Annotated in this window: 21 protein-coding genes and 4 tRNA genes; 12 read left to right on the forward strand and 13 right to left on the reverse strand. The window is 58.9% G+C overall.

Features of this window, described 5'->3' with window-relative positions; genetic code table 11:
• Positions 1–61 precede the first annotated feature (61 nt).
• The 4 genes from EJA71_RS21035 to EJA71_RS21050 all read right to left on the reverse strand — a co-directional run bounded on the left by EJA71_RS21035 (position 62) and on the right by EJA71_RS21050 (position 4,369).
• Positions 62–1,408, reverse strand: coding sequence for a sigma-54 dependent transcriptional regulator (locus tag EJA71_RS21035; protein WP_158959478.1), 1,347 nt, complete (start codon positions 1,406–1,408; stop codon positions 62–64).
• On the reverse strand, positions 1,405–2,994 hold the full coding sequence (locus EJA71_RS21040; protein WP_158959479.1) for a PAS domain-containing sensor histidine kinase: 1,590 nt from the start codon (positions 2,992–2,994) through the stop codon (positions 1,405–1,407). Before EJA71_RS21040 ends, EJA71_RS21035 begins: the two co-directional genes overlap by 4 nt.
• Entirely contained in the window at positions 2,984–3,226 is a 243-nt protein-coding gene (locus tag EJA71_RS21045; RefSeq protein WP_158959480.1) for a PP0621 family protein, read from the reverse strand. Before EJA71_RS21045 ends, EJA71_RS21040 begins: the two co-directional genes overlap by 11 nt.
• 126 nt (positions 3,227–3,352) lie before the next feature.
• Positions 3,353–4,369: an outer membrane protein assembly factor BamD gene (locus EJA71_RS21050; protein WP_158959481.1), complete on the reverse strand. Its 1,017-nt coding sequence runs from the start codon at positions 4,367–4,369 to the stop codon at positions 3,353–3,355.
• Positions 4,370–4,520: 151 nt separating this feature from the next.
• Here EJA71_RS21050 and rluD point away from each other — a divergent pair, with 151 nt between their 5' ends.
• From rluD to EJA71_RS21090, 8 genes are all read left to right on the forward strand, one after another.
• Positions 4,521–5,483 (forward strand): 23S rRNA pseudouridine(1911/1915/1917) synthase RluD, encoded by a 963-nt coding sequence (rluD, locus tag EJA71_RS21055; protein WP_122592797.1) that lies wholly within the window; start codon positions 4,521–4,523, stop codon positions 5,481–5,483.
• Positions 5,480–6,202 carry a peptidoglycan editing factor PgeF gene (gene pgeF, locus EJA71_RS21060; RefSeq protein ID WP_158959482.1) on the forward strand — a complete coding sequence of 241 codons (723 nt, stop codon included), beginning with the start codon at positions 5,480–5,482 and terminating at the stop codon, positions 6,200–6,202. The genes rluD and pgeF overlap by 4 nt, the downstream gene beginning before the upstream one ends.
• Positions 6,203–6,332: 130 nt before the next feature.
• Positions 6,333–8,897, forward strand: a complete 2,565-nt coding sequence (gene clpB / locus EJA71_RS21065) for an ATP-dependent chaperone ClpB (protein WP_158959483.1) — start codon at positions 6,333–6,335, stop codon at positions 8,895–8,897.
• Positions 8,898–9,194: 297 nt separating this feature from the next.
• Positions 9,195–9,270 (forward strand) — tRNA-Asn (locus EJA71_RS21070).
• 9 nt (positions 9,271–9,279) lie between these two features.
• Positions 9,280–9,356, forward strand: a tRNA-Pro gene (locus EJA71_RS21075).
• Between the two features lie 5 nt (positions 9,357–9,361).
• Positions 9,362–9,437: transfer RNA gene (locus EJA71_RS21080), tRNA-Lys, on the forward strand.
• A 97-nt stretch (positions 9,438–9,534) separates the two neighbouring features.
• A tRNA-Pro gene (locus EJA71_RS21085) sits at positions 9,535–9,611 on the forward strand.
• Between the two features lie 163 nt (positions 9,612–9,774).
• Positions 9,775–11,400, forward strand: a complete 1,626-nt coding sequence (locus EJA71_RS21090; RefSeq protein ID WP_158959484.1) for a methyl-accepting chemotaxis protein — start codon at positions 9,775–9,777, stop codon at positions 11,398–11,400.
• A gap of 181 nt (positions 11,401–11,581) precedes the next feature.
• Here EJA71_RS21090 and EJA71_RS21095 read toward each other — a convergent pair whose 3' ends face one another.
• The 4 genes from EJA71_RS21095 to EJA71_RS21110 form a co-directional block, all read right to left on the reverse strand.
• Positions 11,582–12,880, reverse strand: a complete 1,299-nt coding sequence (locus EJA71_RS21095) for an NAD(P)/FAD-dependent oxidoreductase (RefSeq protein ID WP_016986237.1) — start codon at positions 12,878–12,880, stop codon at positions 11,582–11,584.
• 63 nt (positions 12,881–12,943) lie between these two features.
• Complete coding sequence (locus EJA71_RS21100) at positions 12,944–13,117, reverse strand: DUF3094 domain-containing protein (protein WP_007909875.1); 174 nt, start codon at positions 13,115–13,117, stop codon at positions 12,944–12,946.
• 51 nt (positions 13,118–13,168) lie between these two features.
• Positions 13,169–13,696, reverse strand: coding sequence for an MOSC domain-containing protein (locus EJA71_RS21105; protein ID WP_158959485.1), 528 nt, complete (start codon positions 13,694–13,696; stop codon positions 13,169–13,171).
• Positions 13,693–14,319, reverse strand: coding sequence for a DUF1780 domain-containing protein (locus EJA71_RS21110; protein WP_008078503.1), 627 nt, complete (start codon positions 14,317–14,319; stop codon positions 13,693–13,695). The genes EJA71_RS21105 and EJA71_RS21110 overlap by 4 nt, the downstream gene beginning before the upstream one ends.
• A gap of 175 nt (positions 14,320–14,494) precedes the next feature.
• Here EJA71_RS21110 and EJA71_RS21115 point away from each other — a divergent pair, with 175 nt between their 5' ends.
• Both EJA71_RS21115 and EJA71_RS21120 read left to right on the forward strand, forming a co-directional pair.
• Complete coding sequence (locus EJA71_RS21115) at positions 14,495–15,184, forward strand: energy-coupling factor ABC transporter permease (protein WP_158959486.1); 690 nt, start codon at positions 14,495–14,497, stop codon at positions 15,182–15,184.
• 65 nt (positions 15,185–15,249) lie between these two features.
• Positions 15,250–15,465, forward strand: coding sequence for a hypothetical protein (locus EJA71_RS21120; RefSeq protein ID WP_007959584.1), 216 nt, complete (start codon positions 15,250–15,252; stop codon positions 15,463–15,465).
• A 6-nt stretch (positions 15,466–15,471) separates the two neighbouring features.
• Here the strand turns inward: EJA71_RS21120 and yacG are convergent, their stop codons facing one another.
• From yacG to pilB, 5 genes are read right to left on the reverse strand one after another with little or no spacing between them, the layout of a single operon-like run.
• Entirely contained in the window at positions 15,472–15,672 is a 201-nt protein-coding gene (gene yacG, locus EJA71_RS21125; protein WP_064392456.1) for a DNA gyrase inhibitor YacG, read from the reverse strand.
• Positions 15,669–16,292, reverse strand: coding sequence for a dephospho-CoA kinase (gene coaE, locus EJA71_RS21130; RefSeq protein WP_158959487.1), 624 nt, complete (start codon positions 16,290–16,292; stop codon positions 15,669–15,671). The genes yacG and coaE overlap by 4 nt, the downstream gene beginning before the upstream one ends.
• Positions 16,289–17,161, reverse strand: a complete 873-nt coding sequence (locus EJA71_RS21135; protein WP_158959488.1) for an A24 family peptidase — start codon at positions 17,159–17,161, stop codon at positions 16,289–16,291. The genes coaE and EJA71_RS21135 overlap by 4 nt, the downstream gene beginning before the upstream one ends.
• Before the next feature lies 1 nt (position 17,162).
• Positions 17,163–18,380 (reverse strand): type II secretion system F family protein, encoded by a 1,218-nt coding sequence (locus tag EJA71_RS21140; protein WP_158959489.1) that lies wholly within the window; start codon positions 18,378–18,380, stop codon positions 17,163–17,165.
• 2 nt (positions 18,381–18,382) lie between these two features.
• A complete protein-coding gene (gene pilB, locus EJA71_RS21145) occupies positions 18,383–20,083 on the reverse strand; it encodes a type IV-A pilus assembly ATPase PilB (RefSeq protein ID WP_158959490.1) in 1,701 nt (566 codons plus the stop codon).
• A 226-nt stretch (positions 20,084–20,309) separates the two neighbouring features.
• Between pilB and EJA71_RS21150 the strand changes: the two genes are divergently transcribed.
• Both EJA71_RS21150 and EJA71_RS21155 read left to right on the forward strand, forming a co-directional pair.
• Positions 20,310–20,732, forward strand: a complete 423-nt coding sequence (locus tag EJA71_RS21150; protein ID WP_158959491.1) for a pilin — start codon at positions 20,310–20,312, stop codon at positions 20,730–20,732.
• 298 nt (positions 20,733–21,030) lie between these two features.
• Positions 21,031–21,381 carry a BON domain-containing protein gene (locus tag EJA71_RS21155; protein ID WP_122592808.1) on the forward strand — a complete coding sequence of 117 codons (351 nt, stop codon included), beginning with the start codon at positions 21,031–21,033 and terminating at the stop codon, positions 21,379–21,381.
• Positions 21,382–21,589: the final 208 nt, after the last annotated feature.

Raw genomic sequence — 21,589 nt, forward strand, 5'->3', positions numbered from 1 at the left:
CAGCTCCTACATTGGAATGCGTTTCCTGTAGGAGCTGCCGAAGGCTGCGATCTTTTACGATTTAATCCAGACCGAGTTTTTTCAACCTGTAGCGCATCGAGCGAAACGACAGACTCAACCGCTGCGCCGCCGCCGTGCGATTCCAGCGGGTTTCCTCCAGCGCCTGCAAGATCAGTTTGCGCTCGACGTTCTCCAGATAATCTTCCAGATTGTCGATCTGCGTCAGATCAGCAATCCCGCCGTCCGCCGCGCAATTTCCCTCGCTCAAGCGCAGATCCCCAGCCTCGATCGTGCGGTTCTCACACAAGGTGTGCGCGCGCTCAAGCACGTTCTCCAACTCCCGCACATTCCCCGGAAAGCGATAATTCTTCAGCGCTTCCAACGCCTGTTGATGAAGGCGCGCAACGGGCTGAGCCGTGTCCTTGGCCAAACGCTTGAGCATGTGCGCCGCCAGCACTTCAATGTCATCCCGGCGCTCACGCAGGGACGGTACGCGCAGTTCGATCACGTTCAAGCGGTAATAGAGATCCTGGCGGAAACGCTCGGCAGCCACTTCAGCGTCGAGATCCTTGTGCGTGGCGCAAAGAATCCGTACATCAACCACGCTTTCCTGCTGGCCGCCGACGCTGCGCACGGCTTTCTCCTGAATCGCCCGTAACAGTTTTACCTGCATCGACAGCGGTAAGTCCGCCACTTCATCAAGAAACAACGTGCCGCCATTCGCTGCCTGAAACAGCCCCGGTTTGTCCTCGACCGCACCGGTAAAACTGCCTTTGCGATGGCCGAAAAACTCGCTTTCCATCAGCTCTGACGGAATCGCCCCGCAGTTGACCGGCACAAACGGCTGGCCTGCACGCGGGCCTTGTTCGTGAATCAATCGCGCGACCAGTTCTTTACCGCTGCCGGACTCACCGCTGATGTAAACCGGCGCCTGACTGCGGGCGAGTTTGTCGATCTGTTTGCGCAGATTGCGCATCGGCGCCGAGTCTCCGAGCAGGCGCCGGTCAATCGACGTGCACACGCCGTCGGCCGCCGGCATGCGCAGGGCTGTGCCGACGAGCTCGCGCAGGCGCGTGAGGTCCACCGGTTTGGTGAGGAAATCGAAGGCCCCGGCTTTCAGCGCGTTGATCGCGGTTTCCAGGCTGCCGTACGCGGTGATCATCGCCACCGGCAGCTGTGGATAACGCTGCTGAATGTGCTGCACCAGCGCCAGCCCCGTACCGTCGGGCAGGCGCATGTCGGTCAGGCACAGGTCGAATGGCTCGCGGTTGAGCAGCGCCTGGGCTTCAGCCAGATTGCGTGCGCTGTAGGTGTCGAGTTTCATCCGTCCCAGGGTGATTTCCAGGAGTTCGCGGATATCCGGTTCGTCGTCGACGATGAGGATTTTTTGCCGTGGGCTCGTGTTCAACTTTGTTTCCGTCCGTGAGCAAAGGTGATGCGAAAGCAGCCGCCGCCTTGGCGTGATTGAAAGTCTAGGCGCGCTTGGTTGCTTTCGCACAGCTCACGGGACAGATAAAGCCCAAGGCCGGTGCCTTGGCTGCTGGTGGTGAAGAATGGTTCGAACAAATGCGCCTGTTCGTCGGCGGGTACACCGGGGCCGTTGTCCTGTACTTCGAGCACCGAAAGCTGGCTGTCGGTGTCGACGAACAGGGCCAGCCAGACTTCGGCCTGATCGTGCAGCAAGGCGCTGTGACGCCAGCCGTTGCGCAGCAGATTGTCGAGAATCTGCGTGAGCTGGTTGGGGTCCATCAACGTGGTGAAGTCCCCGGAATTGATCCGCATATGAATAATCTGTCGCTCGCTGGCGTGTTCACGACTCTCGGCGACGAAGTTTTCCAGCCACGGCTTGAGATCCAGCCGTTGCGGGGCGCTTTGCTGGCGGCGGGACAGTTGCAGGACGTTTTCGATGACTCGGTTCATGCGCTGAGAGTGGTCTTGAATGATCTGCGTCAGACGCCGGTCGGCGCCGTCGAGTTCCTCGGACTCACCCAATAGCTGCGCGGCGTGACTGATGGCGCCAAGTGGATTGCGGATTTCATGGGAGATGCCGGCAGTCAGGCGCCCCAGAGCGGCGAGTTTCAGTTGCTGAGCCTGCTGGGCGATTTGCGCGAGGTCTTCGAGAAACACCAGGGTTTGCTGGTTCGGGCTTTGTTCCAGAGCGATGAAGCTAGGTTGCAGTTCCAGGCCGTTGCCGGGGATTTTCAGGCTCTGGGGACGCAAGGTCGGGTTGTTCATCCACAGTTGCAGGCGATCGACCAGGGCTGGCGAATAATCGTCGATCAGATGACCCTGCAAGTGTGACTGCGCGAGCAAGCTCTGGGCGCTGTGATTGGCCAGTTGCACCCGGCGCTCTTCATCAAGCACCAGAATGCCGGTGCGCATGCGTTGCAGGATCAGCGCATTGAGCGCCTCGAGGCCGACGACTTCGCTGGCGCGTTGTTCGGCCAGTGTTTCGCTGACTTCCAGGCGACGGATCAACCCTTGCACCAGCAACGAGGCGGCGAAGCACAGCGCGCCGAGGGTGCCGGCCTGCAGGTATTCGTTGGCGCTCAGGGGATGGCTGAAACTCAGTAAAAAGCTTGAACCGACAATGCCGAGGGCGCCAATCGCGGCGATTAACAAGCCGATGCGTCGACGCAGGAGGGTGTTGCTGATCGCAACTGAAACGATCAGCAGATTGCCAATCGCGCTGGCCACGCCACCGGCGGCGTAAAACAGTCCGCACAGCAGCAAGACGTCGACCAGTGCCAGGCTGAACAGCTGTGCGGGACGCCGGGTGTTCTCGAGGAATACCACCAGCAAGATGTTCAACACCAGATACAACCAACTGCCGCTGCGCAGCAAATCGTCGTCAATCGACGTCAGCAGGCGGTTGTCCATATTGCTGGAGATCAGCAGCACCAGAGTGATGCCGACACTTAAACGGTAGAGATGATAAAGGCGCAGCAGGCGCTGTGCCTGTTTGCTGTCGGCGTCGTCGGCCTTAGCGATCACGAGTACCTGGGCCTTGCTCGAGGTGAGCCTGGCTGCAATACCACTGTTGTTGCACGCTCAACGCACGGTCGCGCGGCAGGTGCACGCCGCAATGAGCACAGCGCACCATCGGCGCGGCGTCCTGCTCGCTTGAAGAGCGATTGGATTGAGAGGACGCGGCAGGTGCCTTGAATTTCCGCCAGAGCCAAATGGCGGCGAAAATCACGACGATCCAGAACAATAAACGAAGCATGATGAGCGGCTTTTTGACTGATGATCCGGCAGTTTAGCCAAGGTCCTGACAAGCGCACAGCGGATTAAATCGCGGAAACGAAAAAGGGAGATCCGCAGATCTCCCTTTTCTGTGCAACCGGTGTGATCAGTCGAACACGCCGAAAGTCATGTAGCTGAACCACGAACGGTCAGTGTCGCTCGACTCAGGCTCAGGCTCTTCGATCACGTCGCCGTTTTCGTCTTTAGGCTTGAGCTCGTTCGGGATCGCGTCTTTCGCGTCCTGGAACTGCTTCTGCACGTCCTGGTTGGCGCGGGTTTCGCCCGGCGGCAGCGGTGGACGCGACTCGATCAGACCGAGGGTTGCCTTGCTCAGGAACGAACGGTTGTCGGCTTCGGCAACCCGTGGCACGAACTGGCCGTCTTGCAGGCTCGGGTGATTCGGGTAGTTGAGCTTCAGGGTTTCGAGGCTGGTGGCCGCCAGTTCGTCCAGGTGCAGACGCTGATAGGCTTCAGTCATCACCGCCAGGCCGTCGCCGACCGATGGGGTTTCCTGGAAGTTTTCCACCACGTAACGGCCACGGTTGGCAGCGGCTACATAGGCCTGACGGGTCAGGTAGTAGTCGGCCACGTGAATCTCGTAGGCCGCCAGCAGGTTGCGCAGGTAAATCATGCGCTGCTTGGCGTCCGGCGCGTAGCGGCTGTTCGGGTAGCGGCTGGTCAGCTGGGCGAACTCGTTGTACGAGTCGCGCGCGGCGCCCGGGTCACGCTTGGTCATGTCCAGCGGCAGGAAGCGCGCCAGCAGGCCGACGTCCTGGTCGAACGAGGTCAGACCTTTCAAGTAGTACGCGTAATCCACGTTCGGGTGCTGCGGATGCAAACGAATGAAACGCTCGGCGGCGGACTTGGCAGCTTCCGGCTCGGCGTTCTTATAGTTGGCGTAGATCAGCTCCAGCTGTGCCTGATCGGCGTAGCGACCGAACGGATAGCGCGACTCCAGAGCCTTCAGCTTGGCTGTGGCGCTGGTGTAGCTGTTGTTGTCCAGGTCAGTCTGAGCCTGCTGATACAGCTCGGCTTCGCTGAGGTTTTCGTCTACGACTTCCTTCGATGAGCAAGCAGCGGTCAATGCGAGGATGGCGATCAGCAGCAGGTGTTTCACTTGCATGGCGGCTTGCGTCCCTATGACGGCCGCTGTCTTGGGCGGGGCCGTCCTGTTATGATGAGCGCCCCGTTGAAAAGCCTCGGGGCAAAAGACGCCGTATTTAACCACAAGCGCGCAGCCGAAACCAAAAGCTGTGCCGACGCACAGTCAGAGCATGTCCGATAAAATTGAACTTCGCGCAGAGGTGCCGTCCGAATTGGGCGGCCAACGCCTCGATCAAGTCGCTGCCCAACTCTTCGCTGAGCACTCTCGCTCGCGCCTTTCCGCCTGGATCAAAGAAGGTCGCCTGACTGTGGACGGGGCGGTCATCCGCCCTCGCGACATCGTGCACGGCGGTGCCATCCTTGAGCTGACTGCCGAGCAGGAAGCCCAGGGCGAGTGGATCGCCCAGGACATCGAGCTCGACATCGTCTATGAAGACGACGACATTCTGGTGATCAACAAGCCTGCGGGCCTGGTGGTGCACCCGGCTGCCGGTCACGCCGATGGCACGCTGCTCAACGCCTTGCTGCACCACGTGCCGGACATCATCAATGTCCCGCGCGCCGGTATCGTGCATCGTCTGGACAAGGACACCACCGGTTTGATGGTGGTGGCCAAGACCATTCAGGCTCAGACAAAGCTCGTTACTCAATTGCAGAGTCGCAGCGTCAGCCGCATCTATGAGTGCATCGTGATTGGTGTGGTCACCGCCGGTGGCAAGATCAACGCCCCGATCGGTCGTCACGGCCAGCAGCGCCAGCGAATGGCGGTGATGGAAGGCGGCAAGCCGGCCGTTAGTCACTACCGCGTGCTGGAGCGTTTCCGTTCCCACACCCACGTACGGGTGAAGCTGGAAACCGGTCGTACGCATCAGATCCGCGTACACATGTCGCACATCAACTTCCCGTTGGTCGGCGACCCGGCGTACGGCGGTCGTTTCCGCATTCCGCCAGCGGCCAACCCAACCATGGTTGAATCCCTCAAGCATTTTCCGCGTCAGGCCCTGCACGCGCGTTTCCTTGAGCTGGATCATCCGACGACCGGTGTGCGCATGAGCTGGGAATCGCCGCTGCCAGAAGATTTCGTCTGGCTGCTGACCCTGCTCAAGCAGGATCGCGAGGCGTTCATCGGATGAACTGGCTGACGCCGGACTGGCCCGCGCCGGCCAGCGTCAAAGCCTGTGTCACCACTCGTGAGGGTGGTGTCAGCGAGGCGCCGTTCGACAGTCTCAATCTGGGCGATCATGTCGATGATCGTCCTGAGGCTGTTGCCGAGAATCGTCGGCGCCTGACCGAACACTTCTCTATACAGCCTGCCTGGTTGCAGCAAGTGCACGGGATTGCCGTGGCTCATGCTGATCCGGGCATTGTTGCGACGGCCGATGCCAGCTGGACAGCAACGCCAGGCATTGCTTGCGCGGCGATGACGGCGGATTGCTTGCCGGCGTTGTTTTGCGATCGTGCTGGCACCCGTGTGGCGGCAGCCCATGCCGGTTGGCGAGGGCTGGCGGCGGGTGTGCTTGAAGCAACGCTCGACAGCCTCGATGTTCCGCCCAAGGACGTTTTGGTCTGGCTCGGCCCGGCGATTGGCCCGCAAGCCTTTGAAGTCGGCCCGGAAGTTCGGGAAGTCTTCATCAATCAATTGCCGGAAGCGGCAAACGCCTTTGTGCCGAGCAACAACGCCGGCAAGTTCATGGCTGACATCTATAAGCTGGCGCGCCTGCGTCTGGCTGAGCGCGGTGTTACCGCTGTTTACGGCGGCGGTTTCTGCACCGTGACCGATCCACGCTTCTTCTCTTATCGCCGTGCCTCACGCACCGGTCGATTCGCCTCCCTTATCTGGCTCACCCGCTAGACTTGCCTGACCTGAATCAACCCTCTGACGCTTGAATCTTGCAGAATCGACCGCATCTATAGCGGTATCTGGCAGGTTTCTTTATTCAGGATGGTTTTTAGGTCCGGCCTGCTCAAAAGGAAGGTGACTTATGCGAATAGACCGTTTAACCAGCAAATTACAGTTGGCCCTGTCCGACGCCCAGTCGTTGGCAGTCGGCCACGATCATCCGGCGATAGAGCCGGCGCACTTGATGCAAGCCATGCTTGAGCAGCAGGGTGGTTCGATCAAACCTCTGCTGATGCAGGTGGGTTTCGACGTCAACAGCTTGCGCAAAGAGCTGACCAAAGAGCTCGACCAACTACCGAAAATCCAGAACCCGACTGGCGATGTGAACATGTCGCAGGATCTGGCGCGTCTGCTCAACCAGGCCGATCGTCTGGCCCAGCAGAAGGGCGACCAGTTCATTTCCAGCGAGCTGGTGCTGCTCGCCGCGATGGACGAGAACAGCAAACTCGGCAAGTTGTTGCTCGGCCAGGGCGTGAGCAAGAAGGCCCTGGAGAACGCGATTACCAACCTGCGTGGCGGCGAAGCGGTGAATGACGCCAACCACGAAGAGTCGCGTCAGGCGCTGGATAAATACACCGTCGACCTGACCAAGCGCGCCGAAGACGGCAAGCTCGATCCGGTGATCGGTCGTGATGACGAAATCCGTCGCACCATTCAGGTTCTGCAGCGCCGCACCAAGAACAACCCGGTGCTGATCGGCGAACCCGGCGTGGGTAAAACCGCAATCGCCGAAGGTCTGGCCCAGCGCATCATCAACGGCGAAGTGCCGGATGGTCTCAAGGGCAAACGTCTGCTCTCGCTGGACATGGGCGCGCTGATTGCCGGTGCCAAGTATCGCGGTGAGTTCGAAGAACGCCTGAAATCGTTGCTCAATGAGCTGTCGAAGCAGGAAGGACAGATCATTCTGTTCATCGACGAACTGCACACCATGGTCGGCGCGGGTAAAGGCGAAGGCTCGATGGACGCCGGCAACATGCTCAAGCCAGCACTGGCTCGCGGCGAGTTGCACTGCGTCGGCGCGACCACGCTCAACGAGTACCGCCAATATATAGAGAAGGACGCGGCGCTCGAACGACGCTTCCAGAAAGTATTGGTGGATGAGCCGAGCGAAGAGGACACCATCGCTATCCTGCGTGGCCTCAAAGAACGTTACGAGGTTCACCACAAGGTGGCGATCACCGACGGCGCGATCATTGCGGCGGCGAAGCTCAGCCATCGCTACATCACCGATCGGCAGCTGCCGGACAAGGCCATCGACTTGATCGACGAGGCCGCCAGCCGCATCCGTATGGAAATCGATTCCAAGCCGGAAGTGCTGGATCGTCTGGAACGTCGCCTGATTCAGTTAAAGGTGGAATCCCAGGCACTGAAGAAAGAAAGCGACGAAGCGGCGATGAAACGTCTGGAGAAACTCCAGGAAGAAATCGTCCGCCTCGAACGCGAGTATTCCGATCTGGAAGAAATCTGGAATTCGGAAAAAGCCGAGGTGCAGGGTTCTGCGCAGATTCAGCAGAAGATCGAGCAGTCGCGTCAGGAACTGGAAGCAGCACGCCGCAAGGGCGACCTGAACCGCATGGCCGAGTTGCAGTACGGGGTGATCCCGGATCTGGAACGCAGCCTGCAAATGGTCGATCAGCACGGCAAGAGCGAAAACCAGTTGCTGCGCAGCAAGGTGACTGAGGAAGAGATCGCTGAGGTTGTGTCGAAGTGGACCGGCATCCCCGTGTCGAAAATGCTCGAAGGCGAGCGCGACAAGCTGATGAAGATGGAAAGCCTGTTGCACAAACGCGTGATCGGCCAGGAAGAAGCCGTGGTCGCTGTGGCCAACGCCGTGCGGCGTTCGCGAGCCGGGTTGTCTGACCCGAATCGCCCAAGCGGCTCGTTCATGTTCCTCGGCCCGACCGGTGTCGGTAAAACCGAGCTGTGCAAGGCGCTGGCCGAATTCCTCTTTGATACTGAAGAGGCGATGGTGCGGATCGACATGTCCGAGTTCATGGAGAAACATTCCGTGGCTCGCTTGATCGGTGCGCCACCGGGATACGTTGGTTACGAGGAGGGCGGTTACCTGACCGAGGCTGTGCGTCGCAAGCCTTATTCGGTGATCCTGCTGGACGAAGTCGAGAAGGCGCACCCGGACGTGTTCAACATCTTGCTGCAAGTGCTTGAGGATGGTCGCCTGACCGACAGCCATGGCCGCACGGTGGACTTCCGCAATACCGTGATCGTCATGACCTCGAACCTCGGCTCTGTGCAGATTCAGGAGCTGGTCGGTGATCGTGAGGCGCAACGCGCTGCCGTCATGGATGCGCTGACGTCGCACTTCCGTCCGGAGTTCATCAACCGGGTCGACGAAGTGGTGATCTTCGAGCCATTGGCGCGGGATCAGATCGCAGGCATTACCGAGATCCAGTTGAGCCGTCTGCGTACGCGTCTGGCGGAGCGTGAGCTGAAGCTGGAACTGAGTCCGGAAGCGATGGACAAGCTGATCGCGGTTGGTTACGACCCGGTGTATGGCGCGCGTCCTTTGAAACGGGCGATCCAGCGCTGGATCGAAAACCCGCTGGCGCAACTGATCCTTTCGGGTCATTTCATGCCAGGCGACACGGCGACCGGGACTGTCGAGAACGACGAAATCGTTTTCAACTAAGCCCAAACGCCAATGAAAATTGGAAGGCCCCACTTTGTGGGGCCTTTTTTTTCGTTAGGCTGTTGAACTCAAAGGAAAAGGCTTGTAAAGTGCGCCCCGCAGTCAGTCGCCAAGACGGTCTCAGCTCACTGAGTTGAAATCTGAAATAAGTTGCAAATCATTAACTTGAAAGCAATTTAGGGGGTTGACAGAGGTGTTCTAGGTTGTAGAATAGCGCGCCTCAGACACACGAACGCAGCGATGCGAACGAGTGACTGGAAGCAGTAAGTTTCACCGTTGTAAATTGAAATATGTAGTTCCGTGATAGCTCAGTCGGTAGAGCAAATGACTGTTAATCATTGGGTCCCAGGTTCGAGTCCTGGTCACGGAGCCAATTTCAAGCCGGGGTATAGCGCAGTCCGGTAGCGCGCCTGCTTTGGGAGCAGGATGTCAGGAGTTCGAATCCCCTTACCCCGACCATTTTTGGGTCGTTAGCTCAGTTGGTAGAGCAGTTGGCTTTTAACCAATTGGTCGTAGGTTCGAATCCCACACGACCCACCATTTTTGAAACCAGTTAACGCTGGAATCGAATCTTAAGATCAGAGGCCAAAAGCGCTGATCGAAGAAGGCGATCTTTGAAAGGTCGCCTTTTTTTTACCGGGGTATAGCGCAGTCCGGTAGCGCGCCTGCTTTGGGAGCAGGATGTCAGGAGTTCGAATCCCCTTACCCCGACCATATTAAAAATCCTCGTATCGAAAGATACGGGGATTTTTTTTGTCCGACAAAAACTCATTTCTCCTTCAAGTCGTCATACAACCTGCCGATAGCCCGCTAACACGAGGGGACTGCCATGGCTTCGCCCCTTGAATCCGGCCATACAAGAATAAGGGCGTGCGTCATGTTGCTTCGTCAGTTGAATATTGCTCCCCGGGCTGCCCTGGGTTTCGCCCTGATCGCGGTATTGGTGGCATTGCTCGGCGTGTTTGCGCTCGGGCAGATGTCGAGCATCCGTGACAGTGAGGTCGCGGTCGAAAATCAGTGGTTGCCGAGTATTCGTGGCGGCGACGAGATCCGCGAGATCATGCTACGTATCCGCACCATCTCGCTGCGCATGGCGCTGGATCAGGATCCGAACAATATCGCTACCTATCGCAGCCAGATGGACACCCGCGACAAAGAGCTGAGCGACAAAATCGCCGCCTACGACAAACTGGTCACCACTGCGGAAGGCCAGCAGCTGTATGACCAGTTCAAAAAAACTTTCGCGGCCTATCGCAGCGGTATCGCTCAATCCTTCACCCTCGCCGAGCAGGGCAAGCGCGACGAGCTGACCAAGCTGTTGCTGGTCGACATGAAAACTGTGGTCGACGGCTCCGGCAAGCAACTCAATGACCTGGCGGATCTGTTCGCCAAACAAGTCGCCGCTGAAAGCCAGAAATCCGCCGATCATTACCAGACGTCGCGCACCATCGTCAGCCTGTTCATTGCATTGGCGGCATTGGCCACGGTGGCGTTGGCGATGTTGCTGACACGCAGTATCGTTCGTCCGCTGAGCAGCGCAGTGAGCGCTGCTGAAAGCGTGGCGCAGGGCGATCTGACCCGTCCAATCGAAACCCATGGCAACGATGAAGTCAGCCGCTTGCTCAAGGCCCTGGCGACCATGCAGCAGAATTTGCGCGAAACGCTGCAAGGCATCAGCGCCTCGGCCACGCAGCTGACCACCGCAGCCGACGAACTCAGCGCGGTGACGCTCGACAGCACGCAGGGCCTGCAACAGCAGAACAACGAAATCGAACAAGCGGCGACCGCCGTCAACGAGATGACCACGGCGGTGGAAGAAGTTGCGCGCAATGCGGTATCGACCTCGGACGCCACGCGGCAGTCCAGCGAGTCGGCGCATGTGGGTCAGGAACGCGTCAGCGAAACCGCCAGTGCCATCAGCGCGCTGAGCAATGATGTGCAGCACACCGGCGAACTGGTGCAGTCACTGGCGAACCAGTCGCAGGACATTGGCAAAGTGCTCGATGTGATCCGCGCGATTGCCGAGCAGACCAACCTGCTGGCGCTCAACGCGGCGATTGAAGCGGCACGGGCGGGGGAGAGCGGCAGAGGCTTCGCCGTGGTGGCCGATGAGGTGCGAGCGTTGGCTTATCGCACTCAGCAATCGACCCAGGAGATCGAGCAGATGGTGCAAGGCATGCGCAGCGGTTCGAGCCTGGCGCTGGATTCGATGCAGGCCAGTGCTTCGCGTGCCGCCAGCACCTTGGTGTTGGCCGAGCGTGCCGGTGAGGCGCTGCTGACCATCACGGCGTCGGTACACGAAATTCACGAGCGCAATCTGGTGATTGCCAGCGCGGCGGAAGAACAGGCGCAAGTCGCGCGGGAAGTGGATCGCAATCTGGTGAATATTCGCGATCTGTCGGTGCGTTCGGCGGCGGGCGCCGACCAGACCAGCGCATCGAGCCATGAGCTGTCGCAACTGGCCAACGCACTGCAAGGCATGGTGCGGCGCTTCCAGCTCTGATAAGTAGAGATCCATTGTAGGAGTGAGCCTGCTCGCGATAGCGGTGGTTTGGTCACTGAAGATGTGACTGACAGACCGCTATCGCGAGCAGGCTCACTCCTACATTTATTGCGCTTGTCTGCTGATTATGGGGGCAGCACAAAAAACTGTGGGAGCAAGCAGCTCCCACAGTTTTTTTGTTTTAGTGCAATTTCAGGCGTGGCTCGGTGCCGCGACCAATCTTGCTACCGAGCATCAGCATCGCCGTGCGGAACGGTCCGTACAGCGCCATCTGGTGCATGCGGTACAGCGACACGTAAAACATCCGCGCCAGCCAGCCTTCGAGCATCACGCTGCCGGTGAGGTTGCCCATCAAGTTGCCCACAGCCGAAAAACGCGACAGCGAGATCAGCGAGCCGTAGTCGGTGTACTTGTACTCCGGCAGGGTCTTGCCTTCGATGCGCAGTTTCAGCGACTTGGCCAGCAACGACGCCTGTTGATGCGCCGCTTGTGCACGCGGCGGCACGTTGCGATCGGTGCCCGGTTGCGGGCAGGCGGCGCAGTCACCGAAGGCAAAGATGTTTTCATCGCGGGTGGTCTGCAGCGTCGGCAGCACTTGCAGTTGATTGATTCGGTTGGTTTCCAAGCCATCGATGTCCTTGAGGAAACCCGGTGCACGAATACCGGCAGCCCAGACTTTCAGGCTGGCCTTGATCTCGTTGCCGTCGGCGGTGATCAGGCTGTCGGCGGTCACTTCGCTGACCGACGCGTTGGTCATCACATTGACCCCGAGTTTTTCCAGAGTCTTGTGCACCGGCCCGCTGATGCGTTCAGGCAGGGCAGGCAACACTCGAGGCCCGGCTTCGATCAGGGTGATGTGCATGTTTTCCGGTTTGATCCGGTCCAGACCATACGCCGCCAATTCGTGCGCGGCGTTGTGCAGCTCTGCAGCAAGCTCAACGCCTGTCGCGCCCGCGCCGACGATGGCCACGCTGATCTGCTCGACCACATCGGTTTGCCCGGCGTGTGCACGCAGATAGTGATTCAGCAGTTGCTGGTGGAAGCGTTCGGCCTGTTTGCGGGTGTCGAGGAACAGGCAGTGCTGCGCCGCGCCCTGAGTGCCGAAGTCGTTGGTGGTGCTGCCGACGCTGATCACCAGCGAGTCGTACTGCACTTCGCGCGCCGGCACCAGTTCTACGCCGTTTTCGTCGTAGGTCGCGGCCAGCTGAATTTTCTTTTGTGCGCGATCGAGCCCGCTCATGCGCCCCAGCTGGAACTCGAAGTGGTTCCATTTGGCCTGGGCAACATAGTTGAGTTCGTCTTCGGAGGAGTTCAGCGATCCGGCGGCGACTTCGTGCAGCAAAGGCTTCCAGATGTGCGTCAGGTTGGCGTCGACCAGCATCACGCTGGCGGTGCCACGCTTGCCCAGAGTCTTACCCAGACGGGTAGCCAACTCCAGACCGCCGGCGCCGCCGCCGACAATAACAATACGATGGGACATAGGGATAACTCGCAAGGTTTTTAAAGGAAATCGGTGCGGTTACCCGAGCGAGCGCGAAGCTGCTCATAGCGTCAGGTAACTGATAAATCGGCTCAACAGGCCCAGACCAATGGTCACTGCCAGCACCAGCACCAGGAGCATCCACGGCCGGAATGGCCGGCGCTCGACACGGTGTTGGGACAGTTGCAGGTACTCTTCGACATGTTTCTGGTCTTCGGGGTTCAGGCGGCTGGTCATATTTGCCTCGTCAGGTAGACGTTGCTGAATGGGCAGAAGCTACAGCGGTTTTTATCCGGGGTTGAACGCAGCATAGCCGCTGTCCGGAACCGGCTCGACGCTCACGCCATCATCGAGGCGAATGATCCCGCTTTGTAACACCCGCGCGGTGATTCCGCCATGCCCGCGCACCGCTTGAAAGGTGCCGGGGCCAAGGTTGTTTTGCAGGCGTGCGCAAGGCTGACACCAGCCCGTGGTTTCGAATATTGCCTGACCGATGCGAAAACGCCGACCCTTCAGGCTAAACAAATTGATACCGCTGATAACGAGATTGCGCCGCAGATCTTCAGGCCTGACCGGCTGATCGTCGGGACGACCCATCAAAGCGCTGATCACCGCCAGATGTTCCCACTGGATCAGCGTCACCTGCCGCGCATTACGCACACCGGGACGCGCATGATCACCGGTCAGCCCTGCCTCGAGTCGCGCCTCCACGGCCTCCAGCTCGATCATCGGCCCACGGGATTCCGGGCGCACGCCGATCCAGCGCACACGCCCGGTTTGCGGCACATCGGCGATCAACTGCTGAAGCGGCGTCACAGGCTGATCCCCACGTCGAAAACGATACTGCGGCCGAGGTTGCTGCGCAGAAAGTCCGGCGCATCCGGGTGGGCAAACAGCACGCGGGCGAAGGTCGGGCCGACCAGGGACAGCGAACGCCAGCCCTGACGCAAATATTCGGTGGGCGGCGGGAAGTGACTGTTCAGATCCAGCACTTCGCGCTTGAGGCTGGCGAAGGCAATGATGTCCAGCTCGCCGAGATCCATACCGCGTTCTTTGTAGTTGTGGGCTTTTTTGCGCAAGGTCGGTGCCAGGCGCATCAGGAATTCATTGGCCGGGATGCGCTTGGGCTTGGCTTCGCGGCGCACCAGTTGGCTGAGCGAGAACGCACTGCGCCGGCGTTGCAGTTCGTCGCGCCATTCGTCATTCAGCCTGCGGCCTTCATCGAGGACGAAAAACACTTCGAAATTGGCATCGCGAAACAAGACGTCCGGCGGTTCACCGGCAGGGGCGAATTCATCGGCGCGGTAGGGAATGTTCAGGCCTTGCAGCAGGCGCTGGCAGACCCAACGCTCACGCTCCCATTTGCGGGCATTGGACAGGAACGCGTTGGCTTGCTCGGCCGCGATGGTCAGCAGGCGTAAATAATCTGAGTCATCCATAGGCCCAAGCTTAGCGTTCAAATGCGACAAGCAGAAAGCTTTGCTTGAACCGCCCGTTCACTTGCCCTTGTAGGAGCTGCTGAAGGCTGCGATCTTTTGACTGTAAAAAGAACAAGATCAAAAGATCGCAGCCTGCGGCAGCTCCTACGAGGGATGTGCGCAGAAGGTGAGGGACATGATTGGAGCTGAACTGCTGTCGACAACAAGCCTGACGCTCGGCTGGCTGATTTACCTGCCGGTGCTGCTGTGGGCAACCGTGCGTTCGCCGTGGGTCGAGTTGTTCAGCGACAGCCGCCGTCAGCATTTGCTGTTCGGCACGGTGTTCGCGTTGTTTCTGCTGTGGCTGGTGCGCAGGGATTTTGACACCGGGGTGTCTTATCACTTTATTGGCATGACGGCGGTGACCTTGCTGCTGGACTGGCCACTAGCGATTATTGGCGGCCTAGTGGCGCAAATTGGCCTGGTGATGCTCGGGCGCCAGGATCTTGCGGCGCTTGGGGTCAACGGTGCGCTGTTCATTCTGCTGCCGGTGTTGATCACCGAGTGCGTAGCAATCCTTGTCGAACGAGCGCAGCCACGGAATCCATTTGTCTACATCTTCTGTTCCGGGTTTCTGGCTGCCGCGTTGTCGGCATTGCTTTGCCTGCTACTGAGCCTGACGCTGCTGTGGTGCGACGGCCTCTTCGCCATGCCCGAGTGGCTGGAAGATTTCATCGGCTACCTGTGGCTGATCATTTTTCCCGAGGCGTTCATCAACGGCATGATCATCAGTGCGCTGGTGGTGTTCAGTCCGGAATGGCTAGAGACCTTTAACCGCACCCGTTACCTTTCAGCACCATGGAAGGACGACGATCCGAACTCTTGACCCACATCAAACCCGCCATGCGCGGGACATTTCATGCTCGCGCAAATCCTTTCAGGAGCAGCGGCATGAGCGTGTACGAATGGGCGAGGCAGGAAACCCGGCAGAGTCTGGAGATGGCGCAGGAGGTGGGGTTTGATCCCGGTTTGAGTTTGCGCGCCTTGCTCAGTGCCGTGGTGCAGCAGAGCAAGGCGGTGCGCAACGCCGAAGACCTGGCCGATGAGTTGCGCTTTCTGGCGGAAAACCTCGACGACGATCAGGATTACGGCTTTATGCGGCCCTGAGCGGGATCAGTGGCGCGGATCGAAGTCGCCGGAGAACAATTCGTCCTCAGCGTCTGGTGCGACCGGAATCTTGTGTTCTTCCGAGGCCCAGGCGCCGAGGTCGATCAGTTTGCAGCGATCGGAACAGAACGGACGAAACTTGTTTTCAGGGGTGAATTCAACGGGTGCGCCGCAGGTTGGGCATTCAACGGTTGGGGTCTGGCTCATGCTTGGCCTCCGGATAAAGTCAGGTAAAAGTGATGCAGACGCTCGACCTCGCTGTGCAGCCAGGCGAGGTCGCGGTCATTGACCACCACGTCGTTAGCGCGGCTCACGCGATCTTCACGGCTCGACTGTGCCTTGAGGATCGCCTGAACCTGCTGTTCGCTGGTCTGGTCACGCTGCAGGGTGCGTTCGATCTGCAATTGTTGCGGGGCGTCGATCACCAGGATGCGCTGGGTCATCGCGTATTGCCCGGACTCGATCAACAGCGGCGAAACCAGAATCGCGTACGGCGATTTTGCCAGCGCCAGGTGATGAGCGATTTCCTCGGCGATCAACGGATGCAGGAGGGCTTCGAGCCAACGCCGTTGTACCGGCACCTCGAAGATCAGCTTGCGCAGCGCCGCACGGTCCAGCGTGCCGTCAGCTTGTAACACGGCGGGGCCGAAATGTTCGGCAATCTTTGCCAGCGCCGGTCGGCCCGGTTCGACCACCCAGCGCGCAGCGTGATCGGCATCGACGACATGAACGCCGAGATCGATGAAGTGCTGGGCCGCCGCGCTTTTGCCGCTGCCGATGCCGCCGGTCAGGCCGAGAATCCAGGGTTTTTCCACAGGGGTATTCATTTCAAACCGACAAACTGCCAATAGAAGTCGGTTATTTGACCACCCCAGAGCAAGGCAATCCAGCCGGCAATTGCCAGATAAGGGCCGAAGGGGATCGGCGTCGAGGTTTCCTGCTTGCGCAATCGCAACAGAATCACCCCGATAATCGCGCCGACCAGCGACGACAACAGGATCGTCAGCGGCAAGATCTGCCAGCCACCCCATGCACCGAGCAGCGCCAACAACTTGAAGTCACCGTGTCCGATGCCGTCCTTGCCGGTCAGTAGCTTGAACAGCCAGAACACCGACCACAGCGCCAGGTAACCGGCCACCGCGCCCCACAGTGCATCGTGCAACGGCACGAAGAGCCCGAAGCTGTTGACGATCAACCCCAGCCACAACAGCGGCATGACCAGTACATCGGGCAGCAACTGATGCTCGGTGTCGATCAGGCTCATCGCCAGCAAGCCCCAGGTCAGAAAGATCAACAGACCGGCCGGCCAGCCAAAACCGACATGCCAGGCGATGAAGGCCGACAGCAGACCGCACGCCAGTTCGGTCAGCGGATAACGCTTGCTGATCGGTGCGGCGCAGGCCGAGCAGCGCCCGCGCAGCCACAGGTAACTGAGCAGCGGAATGTTTTCCCACGCACGGATCCGGTGCGCGCAGTGCGGGCATTCGGAGTGCGGCAGCATCAGGTTGTAAGTGGGCAGCGGCGTCTCGCCGGGCAGACCGAGCACGTCATGGGCCTGCTGGCGCCAATCGCGCTCGAGCATTTTCGGCAGGCGCCAGATCAGCACGTTGAGGAAGCTGCCGACCACCAGCCCCAGCAGCAGCGCGGTGCCGACAAAGGCCAGCGGATACAGGGCAAACAGTTCGTCGATAGGCATGTCAGATCGCTGAGCCGAGTTGGAAGATCGGCAGGTACATGGCCACCACCAGCCCGCCGACAATCACCCCCAGCACGACCATGATGAACGGCTCCATGAGGCTGGTGAGGTTGTCGACCATGTTATCCACTTCTTCCTCGTAGAACCCTGCGACCTTGTCGAGCATCTCGTCCAGCGCGCCCGACTCCTCGCCAATCGCGGTCATCTGCACGGCCATATTGGGAAACACGCCGGTGCTGCGCATGGAAAAATTCAACTGCATGCCGGTGGAGACATCCTGGCGAATGCGCAGCACCGCGCGCTTGAACACCACATTGCCAGTGGCGCCGGCCACCGAGTCGAGTGCTTCCACCAGCGGTACACCGGCGGCAAACGTCGTGGACAGGGTTCGCGCGAAACGGGCGACGGCGGATTTGTACATCAGCGTGCCGACCAACGGCAGTTTCAGCAGCCAGGTGTCGCGACGGTCACGCAATTCCTGAGATTTTTTCAGCGCGTGGCGGGTGCCGAAAATGGCTACCACCAACACGCCGAGGATCGCCCACCACCATTGCTGCATGAATTCGGAAAGGCTGATCACCATCAGGGTGAAGGCCGGTAGTTCGGCGCCAAAACCGGAGAAAACCGATTGGAATTGCGGCACCACTTTCACCAGCAGAATCCCGGTGACGACCGCCGCGACCAGTACCACGGCAGTCGGGTAGGTCATGGCTTTCTTGATCTTGGCCTTGAGCCGTTCGCTTTTTTCCTTATAGGTCGCGACCCGTTCCAGCAGGGTATCGAGGGCACCGGACTGCTCGCCGGCATCGACCAGGTTGCAATACAACTCGTCGAAATACTGCGGCTTCTTGCGTAGCGCCGTGGCGAAGCTGTTACCCGCGGCGACTTCCTGTTTCACCTCGTCCACCAGTTTGCGCATTGCCGGGTTTTCGAAACCTTCGCCAATGATGTCGAACGACTGCAGCAGCGGCACGCCAGCCTTCATCATGGTTGCCATCTGCCGGGTGAACAGGGCGATGTCCTGCGCCTTGATGCGTTTGCCGAAACTCAGCAGCGACGCAGATTTTTTGCGCACCTTGCCGGGATTGATTCCCTGTTTGCGTAACTGTGCCTTGACCAGTGCGGGGTTCACTCCGCTCAGTTCCCCGGTGATTTTGCTGCCCTTTCTGTCCGTGCCTTCCCAGGCGTAGACGTTCATTTTCGCTGCCTTGACCGCCATGTTCAGTCCTTGGTGACCCGGTTGATTTCTTCAAGGCTGGTGGTGCCTTGCATGGCCTTGTGCAGCCCGGAGGTGCGCAAGTCGTCGAAGCCGTCGCGACGCATCTGGATATCGATTTCCAGTGAATTGCCTTCGGCCATGATCAGCCGTTGCAGTTCTGCGGTGTTTTTCACCACTTCATAAATTCCCACGCGACCCTTGTACCCGCCGTTGCAGTGATCGCAACCGACCGGCTCGTAGATCGTGAAATGGCCGATGCGTTCCTCTGGGAAACCTTCCTTGATCAGGGTTTCGCGGGGGATCTCGATCGGCCGTTTGCAATGGCTGCAGAGTTTGCGCGCCAGACGCTGAGCAATGATCAGGCTGACCGAAGTGGCGATGTTGAAACCGGGAATCCCCATATTGTGCAGGCGCGTAAGGGTTTCCGCCGCGCTGTTGGTGTGCAGGGTCGAGAGCACGAGGTGACCGGTCTGCGCGGCTTTGATGGCGATCTCGGCGGTTTCCAGGTCACGGATCTCGCCGACCATGATCACGTCCGGGTCCTGTCGCAGAAACGAGCGCAGTGCCTGAGCGAAGTCGAGGCCTTGCTTTGGATTGACGTTGACCTGATTGATGCCTTCCATGTTGATCTCGACCGGGTCTTCGGCGGTGGAAATATTGATGTCGACGGTATTGAGAATATTCAGGCCGGTGTACAGCGACACGGTTTTACCCGAACCGGTGGGGCCGGTGACCAGAATCATGCCTTGTGGCTGCTTGAGCGCGGCCATGTACAGCTCTTTCTGCGCCGGCTCATAGCCCAGCGCATCGATGCCGATCTGCGCGCTGGACGGGTCGAGGATCCGGATCACCACTTTTTCGCCCCACAGCGTCGGGAGCGTGTTGACCCGGAAATCGATCGACTTGCTTTTCGACAGTCGCATCTTGATCCGCCCGTCCTGGGGTTTGCGCCGTTCCGAGATGTCGAGGCTGGCCATGACTTTCAGGCGCGCGGCGATGCGGCCCGCCAACTGGATCGGTGGTTTGGCCACCTCGCGCAACATGCCGTCAGTACGCACCCGTACGCGGTAGTTTTTTTCGTAAGGCTCGAAGTGCAGGTCGGAAGAGCCGCTTTTGATCGCATCCAGCAGCATCTTGTGGACGAAGCGCACCACCGGTGCATCGTCGGCATCCAGACCCCCGATGGTGTCCTGTCTGCTGTCGTCGACGGATTCAACGTCGAGGCCGTCAAGATCGACGTCGGCCATTTCTTCCAGGCCGGTTGCATGGGTGTCGAAGAACTTCTCGATGGCCTCGGTGAGCTTGTCGTCCTCGACCAGAATCGCTTCGGTGCTCAGGCCGGTGCTGAACTGGATGTCGTTGATCGCTTGATGATTGCTCGGGTCGGAGATGCCCACGAACAGTTTGTTGCCACGTCGCCACAGGGGCAGGGCGTGGTGCTGACGCACCAGTTTCTCGCTGACCAGTCCCTTGGGCTGGGTTTCCTTATCCAGACAGTTGAGGTCGAGAAACGCCATGCCGAAGTGTTCCGAGGCGACCTCGGCCACCTGCCAGCCTTTCACCAGTTTGCTTTGCACCAGATAGCTGACCAGCGATTGGCGATTGCGTTGGGCCTGTTGCCAGGCTTGCTGGGCGCTTTTTTCCGTGAGCAGTTCGGCCTGCACCAATTGCTTGGCCAGACCGCTCAGAGCGATGTCATTCATGGGGATTCCGCACGCTTGCAGTTCATGACTTATAGCCTAGTCAAGTGACAGCGCCAAACACGGCCGGTGCAGGTGACAAAAAGTGTCAGATAGTGCGGTTGCGGGTTGTAGGAAATGGCGCTGCTCGCACGCTACACCCCATGCACGGGGCCTTTGAAGCTTTGGCATGGCCTATGCTGCGTCACTTTCAGATCATGAGATTTCGACTCATGCATGGAGCGTGTCTATGAAAAAACAACAAGGTTTTACTCTGATCGAGCTGCTGATCGTTGTAGCGATCATCGGGATTCTGGCGACTATCGCCCTGCCGCAGTATTCGAAATATCAGGCGCGCTCAAAGGTAACGGCGGGCCTGGCTGAAATCAGCGCGATGAAGGTGCCGTTCGAAGACACCATCAATCAAGGCACTAATCCCACGCTTGCCCTCGTGAAGGGGGATGCAGCTACCACTACATCCAACTGTGCACTGACGGCGTCGGGTACTGCTGCCGATGGCGCGGGAACGATTGTATGCACGATCGCCAATGCGCCGGCCCCTGTGTTGGGCAAAACCATCACATTGACTCGCACAGCAGCTAACGGCTGGTCGTGTGGCACCACCGTATCACCGGACTACTCACCTAAAGGCTGTACTGCCAGCGGTACATAATCATCGAACGCAATAGAGTAAATGCCCCGCACTTGCGGGGCATTTTTCATTGCGCGCTACTTCACAAAAGCTTCAATAATTTCAGGGTCTTAGGAACTTTCCAAAAAACCGCAACTTGCATGCGAATATTTTCCGAGTCATGCATTTTGCATGAATCCGAAATTTCTGATAATTCATAACTTATTGATTTATAAGTGTTTTATGTCTTTGAAAAAGTTGGCACAACGTTCGCAACTACCTTGGTAACCCTGCTGACAAGTAATCCAGCAGACTTTCCAGAAAAACAGGAGTTACTCGTATGAAGAAGTTCGCTATCACTGCCGCTGCTGCTACCGCGCTGACCCTGACCATGGCTTCCGGCGCATTCGCCCAGACCACTCAGGCTGCTCCTATGACTTTGGCTGCTGGTGAAGTTACCCAGGCTAAAGAAGCTACTTCCGATACCTGGATCACTACCAAAGTCAAAAGCGACCTGGTTACCGAAAAAGGCATCCCAGGCACCGACATCAAAGTAGAAACCAACAAAGGCGTTGTGTCGCTGTCGTCGACTGTAGCTGTTACCGAAGCTCAGAAAACTACCGCAGTGAACATCACCAAGAAAATCAAAGGCGTTAAAGCGGTCTCCGCTGACGGTCTGAAAGCCGAGTAAGGCATGACTTCTCGCCTGGACCGGGAGAAGGCGCGACAGACGGGCCGAGCTATACGTCTGCCGCAACTTTAGAGTTCATGCGAACGGTCACACGGATGTGACCATTACAGGCCCCGCCACTTGTGTCGGGGCCTGTTCTATTTCAGAAGCAAAAGATCGCAGCCTGCGGCAGCTCCTACATGGGAATGCGTTCCCTGTAGGAGCTGCC

Source organism: Pseudomonas sp. PB106 (assembly GCF_009764645.1).
In the GTDB taxonomy this organism is placed as follows: domain Bacteria; phylum Pseudomonadota; class Gammaproteobacteria; order Pseudomonadales; family Pseudomonadaceae; genus Aquipseudomonas.

What these genes read in the sequence shown, in the direction of transcription:
- EJA71_RS21050 (WP_158959481.1), bottom strand. Translation starts at nt 4,369, where the DNA reads ATGCAAGTGAAACACCTGCTGCTGATCGCCATCCTCGCATTGACCGCT.
- EJA71_RS21090 (WP_158959484.1), top strand. Translation starts at nt 9,775, where the DNA reads ATGTTGCTTCGTCAGTTGAATATTGCTCCCCGGGCTGCCCTGGGTTTC.
- EJA71_RS21140 (WP_158959489.1), bottom strand. Translation starts at nt 18,380, where the DNA reads ATGGCGGTCAAGGCAGCGAAAATGAACGTCTACGCCTGGGAAGGCACG.
- EJA71_RS21115 (WP_158959486.1), top strand. Translation starts at nt 14,495, where the DNA reads ATGATTGGAGCTGAACTGCTGTCGACAACAAGCCTGACGCTCGGCTGG.
- EJA71_RS21095 (WP_016986237.1), bottom strand. Translation starts at nt 12,880, where the DNA reads ATGTCCCATCGTATTGTTATTGTCGGCGGCGGCGCCGGCGGTCTGGAG.
- EJA71_RS21135 (WP_158959488.1), bottom strand. Translation starts at nt 17,161, where the DNA reads ATGCCTATCGACGAACTGTTTGCCCTGTATCCGCTGGCCTTTGTCGGC.
- EJA71_RS21100 (WP_007909875.1), bottom strand. Translation starts at nt 13,117, where the DNA reads ATGACCAGCCGCCTGAACCCCGAAGACCAGAAACATGTCGAAGAGTAC.
- EJA71_RS21155 (WP_122592808.1), top strand. Translation starts at nt 21,031, where the DNA reads ATGAAGAAGTTCGCTATCACTGCCGCTGCTGCTACCGCGCTGACCCTG.
- clpB (WP_158959483.1), top strand. Translation starts at nt 6,333, where the DNA reads ATGCGAATAGACCGTTTAACCAGCAAATTACAGTTGGCCCTGTCCGAC.
- coaE (WP_158959487.1), bottom strand. Translation starts at nt 16,292, where the DNA reads ATGAATACCCCTGTGGAAAAACCCTGGATTCTCGGCCTGACCGGCGGC.
- pilB (WP_158959490.1), bottom strand. Translation starts at nt 20,083, where the DNA reads ATGAATGACATCGCTCTGAGCGGTCTGGCCAAGCAATTGGTGCAGGCC.
- EJA71_RS21120 (WP_007959584.1), top strand. Translation starts at nt 15,250, where the DNA reads ATGAGCGTGTACGAATGGGCGAGGCAGGAAACCCGGCAGAGTCTGGAG.
- yacG (WP_064392456.1), bottom strand. Translation starts at nt 15,672, where the DNA reads ATGAGCCAGACCCCAACCGTTGAATGCCCAACCTGCGGCGCACCCGTT.
- EJA71_RS21045 (WP_158959480.1), bottom strand. Translation starts at nt 3,226, where the DNA reads ATGCTTCGTTTATTGTTCTGGATCGTCGTGATTTTCGCCGCCATTTGG.
- EJA71_RS21110 (WP_008078503.1), bottom strand. Translation starts at nt 14,319, where the DNA reads ATGGATGACTCAGATTATTTACGCCTGCTGACCATCGCGGCCGAGCAA.
- rluD (WP_122592797.1), top strand. Translation starts at nt 4,521, where the DNA reads ATGTCCGATAAAATTGAACTTCGCGCAGAGGTGCCGTCCGAATTGGGC.
- pgeF (WP_158959482.1), top strand. Translation starts at nt 5,480, where the DNA reads ATGAACTGGCTGACGCCGGACTGGCCCGCGCCGGCCAGCGTCAAAGCC.
- EJA71_RS21150 (WP_158959491.1), top strand. Translation starts at nt 20,310, where the DNA reads ATGAAAAAACAACAAGGTTTTACTCTGATCGAGCTGCTGATCGTTGTA.